Annotated in this window: 7 protein-coding genes and 1 pseudogene; 4 read left to right on the top strand and 4 right to left on the bottom strand. The window is 60.7% G+C overall.

Going from position 1 to position 16,925, the window contains the following annotated elements; genetic code table 11:
* Positions 1–107: 107 nt before the first annotated feature.
* Both FJ938_RS10200 and FJ938_RS10195 read left to right on the top strand, forming a co-directional pair.
* Positions 108–224, top strand: a pseudogene (locus FJ938_RS10200) (leucine zipper domain-containing protein); the annotation flags it as partial.
* A gap of 285 nt (positions 225–509) precedes the next feature.
* The gene (locus tag FJ938_RS10195) at positions 510–926 is read left to right on the top strand and encodes a hypothetical protein (protein ID WP_140611923.1); all 417 of its coding nucleotides are present in this window, start codon (positions 510–512) and stop codon (positions 924–926) included.
* Between the two features lie 284 nt (positions 927–1,210).
* Here FJ938_RS10195 and FJ938_RS10190 read toward each other — a convergent pair whose 3' ends face one another.
* From FJ938_RS10190 to FJ938_RS29680, 4 genes are all read right to left on the bottom strand, one after another.
* The gene (locus FJ938_RS10190; RefSeq protein WP_246673250.1) at positions 1,211–2,452 is read right to left on the bottom strand and encodes an HlyD family type I secretion periplasmic adaptor subunit; all 1,242 of its coding nucleotides are present in this window, start codon (positions 2,450–2,452) and stop codon (positions 1,211–1,213) included.
* An 85-nt stretch (positions 2,453–2,537) separates the two neighbouring features.
* A complete protein-coding gene (locus FJ938_RS10185) occupies positions 2,538–4,781 on the bottom strand; it encodes a cadherin-like domain-containing protein (protein WP_140693269.1) in 2,244 nt (747 codons plus the stop codon).
* 10 nt (positions 4,782–4,791) lie between these two features.
* Positions 4,792–6,591, bottom strand: a complete 1,800-nt coding sequence (locus FJ938_RS10180; protein ID WP_140611930.1) for a type I secretion system permease/ATPase — start codon at positions 6,589–6,591, stop codon at positions 4,792–4,794.
* A 76-nt stretch (positions 6,592–6,667) separates the two neighbouring features.
* Positions 6,668–15,220, bottom strand: a complete 8,553-nt coding sequence (locus FJ938_RS29680; RefSeq protein WP_210243410.1) for a peroxidase family protein — start codon at positions 15,218–15,220, stop codon at positions 6,668–6,670.
* Between the two features lie 253 nt (positions 15,221–15,473).
* On the opposite strand from FJ938_RS29680, the gene FJ938_RS10160 reads away from it, so the two are divergent.
* Entirely contained in the window at positions 15,474–15,698 is a 225-nt protein-coding gene (locus tag FJ938_RS10160; RefSeq protein WP_140693267.1) for a hypothetical protein, read from the top strand.
* A gap of 524 nt (positions 15,699–16,222) precedes the next feature.
* Positions 16,223–16,885 carry a response regulator transcription factor gene (locus FJ938_RS10155; RefSeq protein ID WP_181165704.1) on the top strand — a complete coding sequence of 221 codons (663 nt, stop codon included), beginning with the start codon at positions 16,223–16,225 and terminating at the stop codon, positions 16,883–16,885.
* The last annotated feature ends 40 nt before the right edge of the window (positions 16,886–16,925 follow it).

The following is a 16,925-nucleotide window of genomic DNA, read 5'->3' as shown; positions in this document are numbered from 1 at the left end:
GAGTTCCAAATTGGGACCGAACACCGGGGTCATGCTCTGCCGCTTCAGCCCATTCGACGCTGTTGCGTCGAGAGGAGATGGTGCGCTGGCCGTTGTTGAAGGCCGCCTCCAAAGCCGATGTGGCGCGGATCCATGGCGTGATGGCGAAGGTTGTAGTGCGCTGGGTTGAGCGGTTCCTGTCGGAAGGACCTGCCGGCATGGCTGATCGTTCGTCGCGGAACCGCTGATATAGCGCGACATTATTCCTGCTTGGCTTTGTCAGAATTCCGAAACCTGGAGGCGGCGTGGCCGCGCAGGCTGGCTAGCTCCCTGGAGCAGTCCATCCGAGTTCCCGGCCTGTGCAATAGGGAATATGGCATAGCGCGCAACTTCGGAGAGTTCAGAGACGGATCCATTGCGACCGTTGCGACGCATAGAGCCGGGCCCATGCCTCCTCATGTTCACAAGCCTTTTCAAGCCGGGTACGGCAGGTTACCAATCATTATAAGACAATTGCAAAAGGCCGCCGCATGACCGAGGCCCTTGGGTCCTTGCAAGATTGGTTCCACCAAACGGTTCCCCCGGTGCTCTCATGGTGGCTCGGTTCGATCATGACCGGCGTAGCCCTGTCGCCGGCGTTTGCCCTGGTTCTACTGCTGATGTCGATTCTTTGTGCGGTGCTTGGAAGAAGTATCGCCATCATGATCGTTTCCCTCTGCTTCAGCGCGAATGCCGTTGCACTGTGCGGTCTCGTCCCTACGCAGCCTTTGAGAGGCGGGTTGATCGTCCTGGTAATGTTGGGCTTCGGATTGTTGGCGTCGGCCTTATATCGTGAGCGGGGCAAGGTCGACAAAATGTATCAACGACTGGAAGCCGCTCGAAAAGAGACTGAGGAAATAAGGGGGCTTCTGGATAATGAAATCAAATGGCGCAAGGCATCGGAATGACGCCACCGAGGTTGGTAGCGGACCGCACCGTTGACGGCCATTGAATTGCACCTTGGGGCTGAACCATGTCGTGGCCAGGCACCATGACGCGCCTCGCGGGCTGGCGGGTGTCGGCCTGTCGGAATTTCCAGGCTCATCCGCCGAGAGCAGAGGAAGGAAGCAAACAGGCAGCTGCCAACGCCTGGCGGGTGGGGGGGAAAGGCGTTGGCAGCTATCAGGGCGCGCATGCTCACCCCGATCACCCCGTCGCCCCCCGCAATCAACGACGACGGAACGCTATTCGATCATTCTTCGTTCATGGCCCGCTTCATCTGATCGGTGAATGGCTTGACCAGGTAGGAAAGTGCAGATCTTTCCTTGGTGTGCAGGAAGACCTCGACCGGCATGCCTGGCACCAGTTGCTTGCCTTCGAGGCCACTGTCATCGACGATCGCGATTGTTGAAAGGTAATAGGCCTGGCCGGTCTGCGCGTCGACACTAGCAGCCGCTCCAACAACGTTGACGCGTCCGCCAATCTCGGGTGTGGTGCGCTGGTTGAATGACGAGAAGCGCAGCCTCACATCCTGGCCCGTTGATACCTGGTCTATATCGGTCGGTGCGACCCGAGCCTCGATGACAAGTTCGTCACCGCCAGGCACGATTGACATGACGGTTTCGCCGGGCGCAATCACCCCGCCCACCGTGTGAACCTTGAGATCGTTGACGATTCCCGAAATCGGCGCCCGCAGCTCCATGCGCGTGAGACGATCCTTTGCGGCGACGATACGATCGTCCAACTCGGCGCCTTTGGCCTCGACGTCGCGCAATTCACGCTGGGCATCAGTCCTGACCTGCTGGTCGAGTTCAATCATCTTGAGATTGACCTCGCTGATCTGGCCCCTGGCCCGCGCTATGTCGGACTCGACCTCGGCGATATGGCCGTCGATCTTGATCAGGTCTCGTTCCAGCGTGCGCGTCTTGTCGCCTTCGATGAGCCCCTTGCGCAACAAGGGCGCCAGGCGGCCTAGATCTTCAGCGACGAGGGCACGTTCGCTTTTGCTGGACGTTTTCTGCGCTTCCAGGCCTCTGATCTGTTCCTCGTACTGTTCGATCTGCGATGCCAGTTGCGCCTTCTGAGCCACACGCGTCGCCCGGTTATTGGCAAACAGCCGCTGCTCGCCATCCACGATGGCGTGCGGATCGACATCGGCTGCAAAATCGAATGTGATCTGGTCCAAATCGTCGCGCTCGGCGCGCAAGCGGGCGGAGCGTCCCTGGAATTCCAGAAACTGGCCACTCAACACGCCCAACTCCGCCCTGGTCTGGGTTTCGTCGAGACGGATCAAAACGTCACCGACTTTCACCGCATCGCCGTTGGCGACTTCGATCGCGCCGATGATGCCGCCGTCGCCATGTTGAATCATCTTCAACTGCTTTTTCGAGGTGACTTTACCCTGTGCGATGATCGCACCCGACAGGTTTGCATTGGCCGCCCAACCTCCGCAGCCCAGAACCAAACCCAATGCCAGGAGGCCGGAAACCGCCACCCTGGAGTGAATGGTGTAATGTGGCCGACGCGTCTTCTTCTCAAGATTCTTGTCCACGCTTTACTCCTATCGTCTGCGCGGTCGCCTATGCCTGACCAGGCATTGCGGCGTCGTGCTTTGCTTCAAGAATGAAGTCCTGGGCCGTCAGTTCGTGATGGCCGTCCAGGGCCAATGAGAATTCATCGTCCGGGTCGCTGTCGAGATTCCCGGAGACGAGCGTGACTTCGTGATCAATGTCGAGCGTTTGAAATTTGAAGACCACCGCCCCTAGATCGGCTGGTGCCGCCGAGGCCGCGCCGGCAAAGAACAGTTTGTGGCCTGCAAAGTCATTGAGATCTTCGGAAATGCGCGACAGATCGATGCGGTCTCCGGCATGGAAATCCATTATCAGGTCGCGCGGCCCGCCCTGGTTTTCCAGGGATTGAAGCGACTGGAACACGAACAGGTCACTGCCGCCGCCGCCCACCATGACATTGACGGCATCGTTCGCCACCAGCGTGTTTCGCCCATGGCCGCCCACGATGCTCTCGATTTCAAAGATATGGGCCTCTTCGATGCCATCGAGGAAGACGAGCCCGTCCGGCAGGTCCACAAGGGTGTCGTGGGCATTGGCGGAAAGATCGAGCGTATCCTGGCCCGCGCCGCCATCCACGATATCGATCCGGACGTCGTTGCAAAGAACAATGACGTCATCGCCCGCGCCGCCGTCAATGTGGTCGAGACCTGCGCCATCGCTCAGATGATCATTGCCGTCGCCGCCGCTCATGGTGTCGTCACCGGCGCCACCAATGAGCGTGTCATCGTCTTGCCCGCCGTCGAGCACATCGTTGCCGTCGCCGCCGTCCAGCGTATCGGCGCCCGCATCACCATGGAGCGAGTCGGCGCCGTCGCCGCCCAGCAAAGAGTCCGCGCCGTCGTCCCCGGCGATTGCATCGTCACCGCTGCCGCCAATCAGGAGGTCGGCCCCAGCGCCGCCGTCGAGCACATCGTTGCCGTCGCCGCCGTCCAGCGTATCAGCGCCGTCTTCGCCTTCCAGCACGTCACTGCCCGTGCCGCCGTCGGCGACGTCGTTGCCATCGCCACCATGGATCTGGTCCTGGCCCTCGCCGCCGAGAAGCAGATCGTTGCCCGCATCGCCATACAGAATGTCGTTGCCCTCGCCGCCGAACAGGGAATCGTCGCCATGACCGCCAAAAAGGACGTCATTGCCGCGGCCGCCCCAGATGACATCGTTGCCGTCGCCCCCGATGAGCCGGTCGTTGCCGTCGCCGCCGTGGATCGTATCGTTGCTTTCGCGCCCATAGACGACGTCGTTGCCGCCGCGGGCATCGATCAAATCATCGTAAGGGGTTCCTATCAGCACATCGTCACCCTCGGTGCCGGCGGTGGATTCACCGGCGGGCTCCGTGACTTCGAGGTGAGCGCTCTGCTGGATGGTCTCGACGCCGTCGCTGATTTGATAATGAAACGTGACGGCTCCAATCTGGTCGTGCTCGGGCGTATAGAGCCATCGTTCCAGTCCGATGCGGCGAAGTTCACCACTATCGGCCTCCAGCGAGCGCACGATCAAATTGTCCCCATCCGGGTCGCTGGCGCCGTTCAGCAGTTCGCCCATGGTGATGATGACCGACAGGTTCATCATGCCGTCGGAAAGAAAGACCGGACCGGTCAGGACCGGCCGCCGATTTGACTTAGTCGGCCCTGGCGAACCCTGGCCGGGGTCGGTTTGGCCGGGCTGATTTTCTTGTCCCCCGCTGCCGCCCGGCTGGCCGCCCGGGCCCGACCCGCCGCCGGTTTCGCTCCCGCCATGGCCCGGCAAAACGCCACCGGGAGGTGAGGATCCCCCACCACCATTGTCGTTGCTGGCAACGGGTGGCGGCGGGGCGCCATGGCCGACCGGACCGTGGATGCTGTTGCCGACGCCAGCGCGAACGTTCGGGTGCAGCCCTTGCACGCCCCAGGGCCGATGTGGCTGCCAGACGTCGAAATTGAGGTCGCTAACATTGACGCCTATGGGTTCGGCGAGACTTCGCAGATAGTCCGCGACATCGCCGATCTTCTGTATCTGCGTCACGACCGGGTCGTCCTCGGCGTTGGGTGGGTGATCGTCGCCCTTGGTGGGCTGGTCGGCATGTCCGCCCGGGTTTTTGTCGGGGACGTTCTGGTCGGTCTCGAACATCTTTTTCAGGAGTGCCGCGAATGCACCGATCAGGAATGGAAAGGCGGAGACCGAATTGACGCGCGAGCGTGCATCACGCAACTTAAAACGGTTCTTCGGAGCGTCGAGCTCCTCGTGGTTGGGCAGTCCAAGTGCGAGCCGATCGTCCATTTTTCGCTCATCAATCCTTTTGCGCGGCCGCAACGGCCGCCGCGGCGCGCACCTTGCCGCCAGAGCTAGGCGTTGGAGCGGCGCGCGTCTTGCCAGCTGAGGCAGGCACCGTGGCGACGCGCGCCGGTTCGCGGATCAGCTCATCCTTCGGGCCTATCGCAACCAGCTTGCCGTTCTGTATCAGCCCGACGAGATCGACCGCTGCCAGGGCACTCGGGCGATGGGCAATCACAATGGCGATGCCACCACGCTGACGAACGCCCTTGAGCGCCTCCGTCAAGGCGGCCTCGCCTTCGGCGTCGAGGTTGGAATTCGGCTCGTCCAGCACGACAAGGAAAGGGTCGCCGTAAAGAGCGCGAGCAAGGCCGATGCGCTGGCGCTGGCCGGCCGACAGGGAGGTGCCGTTTGGCCCAAGTTCGGTCTGGTATCCCTGGCTGAGCCTGACGATCATTTGATGGACACCGGCGGCGCGCGCGGCGGCAACGATCCCGCGTGCGTCGGCTTGCGGATCGAAGCGCGAGATGTTCTCGGCGATCGTCCCCTCCAGCAGAGACACATCCTGAGGCAGATATCCGATATGGGCACCAAGTTTATCGCTGTGCCACTGATCGAGATCAGCATCGTCGAGCCTGATCGAGCCGCGCAGCAGCGGCCAGACACCGACAATGCTTTTGGCCAGCGATGTCTTGCCGCCGCCGCTTGGGCCGATCAGTCCCAGCGCATCGCCGGCCTTGAGTTCGAAAAAAACCTCGCTCAGAAGAACCGCGCCGGTATGGGGCGCAACGACGGTTGCTTTTTCCACTTTCAGCGTTTGGCAAGGCGCCGGAAGATCGATAATCCGGGCCTCATCATCCATAGCCGCCAGGGTTTCCTTGAGCCGGCCAAAGCTTCGGCGTGCAGCGACGAAACCTTTCCAGTTGCCGATCGCCATGTCGATGGGAGCGAGGGCGCGCGCCGAAGCGACCGAACACGCAATGATGGAACCCGATGAGAGTTCTCCTTTCATGGTGAGATAGGCGCCAAGGCCCAGAAGCGCCGATTGCAGCATCATGCGCAGCACTTTTGCCAGGCCGCTGAAGGACCCCGTCACATCGCTGGTCTTGGTTTGCAAATGGAGATGTTTGTCATTGGCGGCTGAAAAGCGCGACACGGCACGCGAGCCGAAGCCCATTGCCTTGAGAATATCGGCATTGCGCGCATGTGCGTCGGCGATGTTCGAACGCGTGATGGCGGCGCGGTGCGTATCCTTGACGACATTTCTCGTCATCACTTCGGTAACGACGGTCAGGGCGATGAGGACTATGGCGCCCGCGAGTGTCAGCAATCCGAGCATGGGGTGGAGGAGATAGACGAAGCCCAGGAAGAGCGGCATCCAGGGCAGGTCGAACAGGGCGATAGGGGCCTGGCTGGATATGAAGCCGCGCACGGTATCCACGTCCCGGCCCCGCTCGAGCGCTTCCGACGTGGAATAGCCGTAGCGCGGCATCTCGATAACCACCTGATGGGCCAGCGGGGCCAGCCTGGCGTCGAGGCGCGCACCATAGCGGACGAGAATCTGGGACCGCAACACGTCGAACAGGCCCTGGAAGAGGTAGAGTCCGATGGCCAGCACCGAGAAGGCTACCAGCGTGGGCACGCTGCCGCTGGGCAAGGCCCGATCGTAGATCTGCAGCATGTAGAAAGAGCCGGTCAACGCCAGAAGGTTGATGACACCGGAAAGGCAGAGCAGAAAGACTGCAAGCCCGCGATAATTGCCGATGTATTGCGACACATCGGGAGCAGAACGGGTGCGTTTCTTTTGGGTACTCATGAAAGCCCACCTCAACCATATTGAACTGTCTGCAGACTTGAACGGCCGCCAGGGATTGCCCCGGCGGCCAGAACGTTCAGGCGAACTTGAACGAGGTTCCGTCCAGGTCGTGGTGGCCGGCAACATCGATGCTGAAGTCGGCCGCGCCGTCTCCGTTGATCTCGCCCTTGACCAGCGTATGTTCACCGTCCGCGGCGGTCTGGTAGCTGACCATCACCTGGCCCGCCGAAGTGAACCCGGCTCCGGCAAAGAGGACGAAGGACTGGTGGCCCGCGGCACTCGTGTCGGCGTCGATCAATGACAGATCGATCTTGTCGCCCGGCTGCAAGCCCACGATCGTATCGCCATTGGCGTCGGCTGCCGACCCGAACACGAAGGTGTCGCTGCCAAGCCCGCCATCCATTGTGTTGGCGGCGGCGTTGGCAATGATTGTGTCATTGCCGGAACCGGCGATCACGTTCTCGAAGCCGAACACCGTATCCTGACCGCTTTGCGCGCTCGAGACACTGCCGTGGTGCAGCAGCCCGTTGCCAAGATCGATTGTCAAGCTGGCGCCGATGGCCGCGTAGTCGAGCGTATCCTGCCCATCCTCGCCCCAGTAGACGTCGTCGCCATCGCCAACATTGGCGATGATGTGGTCGTCGCCGGTGCCGGCATAGACAGTGTCGTTGCCAGCTCCGCCTTCCACGACGTCGTTGCCTTCGTCGGCAAATATCCGGTCGTTGCCGCCATCGCCGAAGATCGTGTCATGCCCGGCGCCGCCGAAGATGTTGTCGTTGCCTGCGCCACCGAAGACGACGTCGTCGCCGGCGCCAGCCTTGATGAGGTCGTCTCCGGCACCGCCAAGCAGCGTGTCCGCGCCATCATTGCCCAGGATGACGTCGTCACCCTGGCCGCCGCTCAGCACGTCCGCATCGGGCCCGCCGATCATGACGTCGTCACCATCGGTGCCGAGATGGGCATCGCCGCCGGGCACCGGCGCATCCTCGCTGTCGCCTTCTCCCGCGGCGGCCGCCCTCAGATCCAGCGAAGCCGTTTGGTGGACGGAAGCCTGGCCGTCGCTGATGTCGTAACTGAAGCTCACCTGGCTGGTGTCGTCGGTATCGGGTGTGAAGGTCCAGCCATCGGGCTCCTCGGTGACGGATCCCGAAGACGGCGTGAGGTTGGTCACGGTCAGGGAGTCGCCATCGGCATCCGAGGCTCCGGCCAGAAGCGTCGCCGCGGTGATCAGCATCGCCGTGTTCGCGCCCAGCGGGGGCAGCACGATGGCTCCGTTCACGACCGGCGCACGGTTCTGGTGCTCGTTGTCGTCTTCGTCGTCGTCGTCACCTTGTGAGGTGTCGCCTCCGTTGCCAGGCGCATTTCCGTTGCCGGGCACGCCATTGTCGACGACGTCCTGGGGACGCAGGTCGCCAATGACATGGTTCGTCCCACCGGCACCATGGAAGACGATACGATGATCGGAGGTCAGGCCGGAGATATCGACCGTGTCGTCGCTGTCGCCGCCGTTGACCGTGATGGTGGAGTAGTTGAGGTCCGTGGCCGCGAAGTTGCCATGGATGACGACCGTGTCGCCGCCGGTGGGGCCACCATCGGGTCCACCATTGTTGTTGTTGGCAGTCACGTTAAGCGTGTTGACCGTGATCTCGTCGATATTGTCGAGTTCCGCCGCGACCGTGGTCACGCCGCTGACCGTCCGGGTGATGACGATCTCGGTGTCTGTGGCAAAGCTCGTGCCGAGCAGACTTGCCAGGCCAGCATTCTGACCATCAGTCATCGCGTAAATGTCGAAGGTCTCTGCCGAAGCATTGCCATTGACAACGAAGGTGTCGCCGCTGCCGCTGCCGCCGTCGATGGTATCTCTGCCGCCCAAGGCGTTCCAGGTGAATATGTTGTTGCCACCGTTGCCGACAAGGACGTTGTTAGCGCTGTTACCGACAATATTTAGGCTTGAGCTGCCGGTCAGGGTCGCATTCTCGACATTGGCAAAGACCGAGTCGCTGAGATTGAGGCTCGAATTGGACGACGTGATCGTGTCGGTGCCACCGCCGACGTCCTCGTGTACGACGTCCCTGGTGCCGCTGACGTCGTCGATGACATAGGTGTCATCGCCGGCGCCACCCGTCATCGAGTCCGCACCCGTACCTCCGTCGATATAGTCATTGCCGCTGCCGGTCACGATCGTATCATCGCCGTTATTGGCGAAGACGATGTCGTTGCCGCCATTGCCGTTGATGGTATGGACGCCTGTGCCACTGGTGCTGTCGACGATGATTTCGGAACCCGCCGTGCCGGTAAGATTTCCACCGTTCTGGTTGGAGACAGTCACTGTCGGGCGGCCAACATCATTCGAACCGACACCGCTGCCATAGTATCGGAAAGTACCGCCATAGGCGCCGTTTTGACCGCTTGTTGAATCCTGGATCGTGACGGACTGGCTGTTATTCGAGTGTGTGGGCGACCCGTTAGCGAGCCCAAAGGCTCCGTTCACGCCACTGATGCTGAGAACCGAGTCCGGATCGCTGTCATTGGCCAGCAAGGCCCAGTCCGGTACAGTGAACGACGTCGTGCCATTGTTGGTCAGGATAGTATCGTTGTGAAGCGTCGCCGGATCGTCGACAGGCGTCACATGCACCGTCGTCGTCGCCACGGGGCTGTTCTTGAGACCATCGCTGACCGTCACCTGGATGTGCCGATTGGCGCCGGTCGGATTGTCGTTGGTCGGGTTCGAGAAGGTGATCGCCGCGATCGCGTCTTTGTAGATCGTCTTGTTGGCCGACCCGCTCAACGTGATGAGCGTCGCATTCGTCAGCCCACCCAGACCGGTGCCGTTGCCGGTTGCGGTGATGGGCGAGCCGGCCGGTAGTGTGACATTGAGCCGATCCCCGGACACCGCATCGGTTAGGACGATCTTCGCCGAAACCATGTTCGTGTCGTCCGGGTCGGTGATCAGCGGGGTCGAGGCGATGGCGACCGGCGCGAGCTGTTCCGTGTAATTGGTCGAATAATCATTGCCGGGAAAAGTGTCGACCGTCTTGGTGGCGGTGACACTGATGTTATCGATCGTGACAATATCGCTGCTACTGTTCATCGAACTGGCCACGAAGTAGAGCCGCGAGCTCGATCCGAACGTTCCTGTTACATCGAAACTGACCTGCCCGACCGCGTTGGTATTTTGGTCGATTGTATAGATCGGCACATCGCTGCCGCTGGGCGGGCTCCCGTTATTCGTCAGGTAAACTTTCACGGTCTCATTACTGCCAAGGCCAGACTCCGAAACCTGGAAGCTGACGTGAGCGGTCCCGTATCCATTCAGGTTAACGCCACGATAGATCGACGCGCCGTTATATGGATTGTTGAAGCCCGAGCCTGGCCCACCGTTAATCTGGAGGGCTCCGCCCGAACTGTCGAGCCCGGGAGAAATATAAAGAATTTGGCCCGAACCAGAGTTGGTGTTGTTGCCATCGCCAGACTCGAACCACGATCCGCTCCAACCCGAGCCTCTCCCATAGGGATTGTTGCTTGGGCTGCCCGAAAACGTGTCCGTGGCGGAAAAATTAGTGGTGGCGATGTTTGAATGCAGGTCCAGCGTCGGGGCGATGTCGAAATAGGCCTGGATGTTGAAGTTGTGGTCGTTGGCGAAGTCGAGATACTCGACCCCAACCAACAGGTCAGTGCCATCGGAGGCTAGGACCGTGCCGTCGGCCAAGGTGCGCTCGCCGACATCATCGTGGATCTTGACCGCGAACACATTGCCCCAGTTCGCATGGGGATTTGCCACTATCGCGCCGTTGGCGTCGAGCGCCGTCAACGTGTAGTCGCCAACATTGCCGGTGTAGATTGCGACGTCATGGTCTCCCGCTGCACCAACGTCCGCGCCGAGGACCAGGTCCTTGCGGTCATGGGTCTTGAGCATTTCAGTGAAGTGCTTGGCGAAGCCGGCTGCCTCGCCGTGGCCGAGCAAGCCTCCTATCAAAGTGGTGTCACCGTTCAGCAACCCGTGCAGTGCGTTGCCGTTCGCATCGAACTGCGGCAGCTCGGGGTGATCTTCCAGGTAGCCGGAATAGTGCCCGATCAGCGCGTCGAGACGGACGGAGTCGCCGACGATGACGTCGTCGCCACCGTTGCCGAGGCTGCCGGTCTCATCGCCGACGCGGGTACCGAAAGTGTCGTTGCCGCCACCGCCTATCAGCCAGTTATCGCCTGACTGCACGCCTTCGGCGTCGACGGCGCCGGTGTCGGCGCCGATGATGGTGTCGTTGAATTTCGAGCCAACAACGCCCTCGAGGTCGGTCCAGAGCTGGTTGAAGGGTTCGAAGGCCGTTCCGCCAGGCGCGCCGGTCAGGTTGACGTTGCGCAGGTCGGCTGCGGTGTCGAGCACGATGCTGGTGTCGCTGAAGGCCGCCATGTCGAAGCCGGTGTCGCCCAGCGCTTCATCGCTGTCGCCGGTCTGGGCCGCCTGGCCGATGCCGCCGAAGAAGATGTCGTCGCCATGCTCGCCCTTGAGCTGGTCGGAGCCCGAGCCGCCCGACAACATGTCGTCGCCTTCACCGCCGCGCAGTTCGTCCGGGCCGTCGCCGCCGAACATGATGTCGTTGCCCGAATCGCCGAAGGCCAGGTCGGTGTCGCCGCCGGCGTCGATATAATCGTCGCCCTCGCCGCCATAAAGTTCGTCGATGCCGGCTTCGCCGTACACCCTGTCATTGCCGTGGCCGCCGATGGCGACATCCAGCCCGCCGGCGCTGGTGCCGGCATAGATGATATCGTCGCCGGCGCCGCCTTCGAGGAAGTCCTCGATGTCGCCGCCGTAGATGACATCCTGGCCATCGCCGCCATAGATGTGGTCGGCGCCCGCCTTGCCGTCGAGCACGTCGTTGCCCTTGTCGCCATAGATGGTGTCGTCTCCATTGCCGGCATCGAGCCAGTCGTTGTAGTCGGTGCCGGCGAAGGTTTCGTGCGAATTGTAGCCCGAAGAGGGCGTCCCGTCGGGGTTCTCCCCGACGTCGGGCCGGAAGTCGGCGATATAGGTATTGCTGAGGCCAAGATCGGCATTGATCTTCGTGAGCAGCGTACCGTTTCCGGCAGTGCTGTTGCCCGAGCCGGAATAGATGCCGTAGCCCGTTGCAGTGCTGGTGCCGGTGACCGCATGGGTGACAGGATCAATCTTGAAACCGTTCGTCATCCCAGCAGTGGCCGCGAGTGCCGCAAGATACATTGGCGCGAGCTCGAACGTGTGATCGGACCAGCCCATCACGTCGCCGTTGAGATGCAACGCCCCCGTCGTGCGCTCGATGATGTCCTTGAACTGCTCCGTCGTGATGGCGTGACCCAGGTCCGGATCGATGTTCAGCCCGAGACCAAGCCGATAGAGGTAATAGAAGCGGTCGCCATCCATCAGCCGTTCCATCTGGTCTTCGAAGATGGCGTTGAATGTGGTGCCGAGCTGGCCGGTGAACACGTGCAGTTCGGCCAGGCCACCCATCCAGAAATCGATATGGTTGTAGCCGTCGTCACCGCCATTCAGGAAAGCCACGGCCTGCTGCAACGTATAATTCATGGCATCGGGGGTGCCTTCGCTGATGGAGCCATCCTCGAGGCCAACAATTGCCCGGGCTTTGGCGAGATCTCCGTCGAAGGAATAGGCCGCGATGAAATTCACCAGGGATTCGGGATGCTGCATCTGAGAGCCGAACTCAGCCCAGCTGGTATATGGATTGAGGGCATCGACGATCAGATTGGTGTGGTGGGGCGTCGCCGGATCGGCGAGCCGCTCGGCAACGAGCGCGTCATGCAATTGGCGGCGCACTTCGTTGAGGGTTGGCATGCCGACATCGCGGCCGCGAGCGATGTTGATGGCGGCGAGATCGAGCGGCTGGCCGAGCAGCGTCTGCTGCATGGCCGGGGTGACGAACTCGTCCACTTCGTTGGTAAGTTGCTGCGACATGCCGCGCAGGATGTCCTCGGCGCCGGTTTGGGCGTAGGCGGTCGGGTTGAGGAACGCCGCCTCCAGCGCCCATTTGGTCACAGTGCTGTTGGGGTCGATGGCATCAATTGTTTCACGCAGCTGGGAGTGCCCAAAGCGGAATGCGGCCTGCGAGTATTCGAGCGAGATGTCCGACTTGATGTCGTTGTCGTAGGTCACGAACTCCGGCAGGTCGGGGGTCACCAAGCGCGCGTACTGGTCGATCGCGACGTGCTGGTACTCCATTTCGTTGATAAGCTTGGCCGCCTCGAACATCTTGTCCTGGTTCCAGGAAATTGAACCATCGGCGAGCGTGTAGTTGTGGTTCGCATCTTCGTAGTGACCGTTGATCAGGCTGATGCCATTGGCAACCACGTCACCGCTGTGTTGCGTGACCGCGATCTCGTAGCCGTGGCGCGCATCGATATCGGGGGACGCCAGCACCATCTTCTCGAGGTTGATCAGTTGCACATTGTGGTTGGCGTGGAAGACATGGTGAATGGCGGTGAGGCCGAAGTTTTCGTTGGCACGTCCGTCACCGGCGACGTAGTGGTCGCCGACCGACGCCATCATTATCTCGCTGACCGCGCCGTAGATGTCATCGGTCGCAGTTATGCTGAAGTTCGAGAAGTCGACCCAAAGCGCCATGGCATAGGCGCCGGTATACGCGACATTGGCCTGGAGCGGCCCCATCGCCGCGTTGAGGGTGAGGGTGAGGTCGTTGCCGACGAGTCCGAAGGAACCCAGACCGTTGTTCGAAACCCATTGGCTGAGGGTCGCGATGGCCGCATCCACCTTCGCCGCGGCGTTGGTATCCCAGTTCGTCCCGGCGTTCCCGTCATTGGGATGGAGCCGGCCGATGTCGAAGCGCGGATTCATGTCGAGCAGCAGCGCTTCGCCCGTGTAGTTGAAGCCGCCTGGAACGCTCCCGTTGGTGTCGATGACATGACCCTGAGCATCCCGCGCACGCAGGTTGTTGATGTCGTCCCACGTCAGGTCGTCGCGCATGGTGACGCGCAGGTGCTCGCGCAGTTCGTTGAGCGTGGGCAATGTTCGGGTGGTCTGGCCGACGCCAAGGCCAGTCAAGGAGGAGTCGTCGAAATATTGGCTGTTGTAGGCCTGGGTCTGGTGCCCGTCCAGCAACTCGGCGCCCGCGATGTAGTGGCCCGGATTGTTGGGATCCTTCACCCATTCGCGCAGGATGTAGGTGGTCTGCGAATCCGAGCCATAGCTCTGGCTTTGGTCGATGTAAGGCGAGGTATGGTTTGTGTAGGACGTCGTGGCCGGCTTTACCATTGCCGCGTGAACATCGTCGCCGGTCCCATAGACGCCGTCAGCGCCTGGGGCGCTCAGGTCGTCTGGTGTGCCCCAGACGTTGTCCGCTCCGGCTATCGAGATCGGGCGACCGTGATAATCGTCCACGGTGTATCCGTCCGGCGTGGCGCGCGAGATCGTGATGGTTGTGTTGCCAGGGTCGCTTGGACCATTTGCCATCGGAGCTCGGTACAGAGGATCGGAGGGCGACAGCGGAATGATGATCTTGGAGCCTTGGCCGCCTTTGCCGATGAAATCGAGACCATGGTCAAAAAATTGGCCGAACAAGGTGAAGATACCGCTGGTCGACGGGTCACCCGGCAGCGTGTTCAGGTTTCGCACCATATATTCGGTGATCGTTTCAGTCGTGCCGCCGACGCCGTGAACATTCTCGGACGTCACCACATCGGTGTAGACACCCGTTCTGATCATGGCGCTGGCGCCATCGGGCACGACAGGGTCAAACGTGCCGCCGAGGCCAAGACCGGCGTAGTCGAAGACCGCAAAGCTGCCATCCTGCGGAGAGCCCAATGACATGCTGATATGACCGTTTGCGTCGATGGCGACCACCGCGTCGGGAACACCGCCAATATGAGGATCGCGCAGGGCAACCTGCATGGCCTGCATGGCACTGGCTACGGTCGCCGGCGGGTTGACATTGATACCGACCAGATTGCCGTTGGAAGGATCCGCTCCGATATAGAAGCTGAAGGCAACCAGGCCAGCGCCGGTGCTTACGATCATCAGCTCGCCAGGAAGCATGGAGACTATCGCTGGATCCGTGCCAGCGAGAACGATGCCGGTGGCAGTCGCGGCACCGGGCGCACCATACGAGGAACTGATCGTCTGGGTGATCATGCGCGGCGTGTAGTCCACCACCGTGGTGTTGAGGTCGCCATAGGCGCCCGGTGATGCAAGTTGAGTGGTGTCGGGAAGGGTATGTGTATCCAGATAGCCCGTGTGAAATCCATTGGTCAGCGCCGGATTGAGCATCACCTGGGCCACGTAATTGTTGTAATCGGCCGCGGTCAGGCGCGGGAACGGATTGTCCGAAGAACCCCACTTCCAGCGGGTGACCTCGACCAAGTTGTTGAAAAACCCGATCGGGATACGAAAGCCACTTGCTTCGCGCGCGCCATCGTAAATAGAAAGCTGTGTAGTCGGATCGATAATGCCTAGAGGGTCGAACGTTCCAAAAAGGCCTAGCGTCCGGGTGGTTCCGGCAGCATCCGTATAGCCATAGATGGCGTGACCGTCGGCGTCGTAGCCAGTGATGAAGATTGCGTCGCGCATCTGGTCGAGAAGAAAGTTGATATCACTGAGCGTGATGTCGAACGGCTTGATGGAAGGCATCGCTTTTCTCCATTCGTGTGCCGTACGCAACGGCGACAGGACTACGGTCAGCGCCCTCGGGCGCATTGGCGGGAGTTGGGAAGTGCCTTCTCGGGGGGAGGGCAATGAGGCTGTGAAGCAGCGCCAATGCCGGTCTTCTCCGACTGGTTTAATCCCCACGTTAACCCTTGATTAAGCATGACACCGCCAGTTCGAATGCCTACGGTCGGACGTCGCATGATGTTTTCGGCACAAAGGCTAGGAATTTCGACGGATGGTCTGGCGCCAGCCTGGACCAAGGTTGGGGCTGAAACCAGACTTTGGTCAGGACCGGGCCAAGGTGTCGAATTTGTCAGGTAAGCTTTCGCGTCTGCAGCGATTGGGCTGGGCGCTACACGCTTGCTCGCTGGCGGCCCATGGCAGCGACGCCTTGCGCGCCGTCGTCTCCGCGGTGGAAGCCGAGGCCGAAATCCCTGCGGTCCAGCCCGCCGAAACCTAATTGCAGCGATTTCGAGGCCTCGAACGCTGCCTCAACGCCTCAAACACTTCGAAAGCATCGCCACCGATGTGACGGACACGCCTTGTCCTTCCTCAACTCCGTCCGCTCGTCTGCGCCATGTCTGGATTGAATATCGATCGAAGCCCGTCGCAGCCCCGCGGGCGGCTCAAACGCATGGGACAGGCGCAATGATTGTATTGTCGATCTCTCAGGCCCGATCGATTTAACCGCGATCACAGAATCTCCATGCGCGTCTCCGCGGGATTTTATATGTATCGATAAAACAATGTTCCTGATTTTCTTTCGTGACTACAAAATGTATAAAAGATTACCCTCCGCAAATTGTTATACACGAAGAGATTTAGAAAGATTTGCTGAATACCTCGCGTCTTCGACGATCCTTAGCTGCGTTGACATCCACTTAAGTCAAGTCTAACATATGGTCAGGGTGTTGATGGGATTGTGCAGGGTTGACGGCTCACTGGCGTGAGACACGCCTTGGGTTGTGCGCTGGGGGTAGCGGCGTGGGCGATCTGGAGAGAGTTTCAATTGCCATTGTCGACGATCATCCGATCGTTCGACGCGGTCTAGCCGCTGTCATTTCAGGCGAGGCGGGTTTCAGTCTCGTTGCCGAAGGCAGTACCGCGCGTGAAGCGCTGGAAATCGCCGAACGGTGGCGACCCCAGATCATGCTTCTCGATCTGGGAATCCCAGGAGGCGGCATGGAGGCGCTAAAGCGCATCGTCGTCCAAGCGCCTTCCGTCCGATGCATGATCCTGACAGTCTGTGATTTGGCGGCCACGGCGATTTCTGCCTTGAACGCAGGCGCCAAAGGCTATGTGCTCAAGGGCGTGAGCGCCGGGGACCTCAAGAAGGCGATGTGGACGGTGGCGAACGACGAGTCGTTCGTCTCGCCTGAATTTGCGACGAAACTGCTGCAGGCCGCGCAGATGAACGTCCGGCAGACGTCCTCCATCGATCAGCTTACCCACCGTGAAGCTCAAATCATGAAAGCCGTTGAAGAGGGTCTTACCAATCGAGAGATTGGCGAGAAGCTGGATATCAGCGAAAAGACGGTCAAATATTACATGTCTGGCATTCTGCAGAAGTACGGCGTCACAAACCGTGTTTCGGCGGTAATTGCGGCGCAAAAGTCGCGCGGAGTAAATCCGCCTCTGGGCAATTGACGCGTCAAGGACCGCCTTCTACGCGGTGCAGGTCTTGCGG

The sequence above is a fragment of the Mesorhizobium sp. B2-4-14 genome (assembly GCF_006442155.1).
In the GTDB taxonomy this organism is placed as follows: domain Bacteria; phylum Pseudomonadota; class Alphaproteobacteria; order Rhizobiales; family Rhizobiaceae; genus Mesorhizobium.
This window is presented reverse-complemented; position numbering and strand designations above follow the sequence as displayed.

Coding starts and splice junctions, on each gene's coding strand:
- FJ938_RS29680 (WP_210243410.1), bottom strand. CDS start 15,220: ATGCCTTCCATCAAGCCGTTCGACATCACGCTCAGTGATATCAACTTT.
- FJ938_RS10195 (WP_140611923.1), top strand. CDS start 510: ATGACCGAGGCCCTTGGGTCCTTGCAAGATTGGTTCCACCAAACGGTT.
- FJ938_RS10185 (WP_140693269.1), bottom strand. CDS start 4,781: ATGGACGATCGGCTCGCACTTGGACTGCCCAACCACGAGGAGCTCGAC.
- FJ938_RS10160 (WP_140693267.1), top strand. CDS start 15,474: ATGGTCTGGCGCCAGCCTGGACCAAGGTTGGGGCTGAAACCAGACTTT.
- FJ938_RS10180 (WP_140611930.1), bottom strand. CDS start 6,591: ATGAGTACCCAAAAGAAACGCACCCGTTCTGCTCCCGATGTGTCGCAA.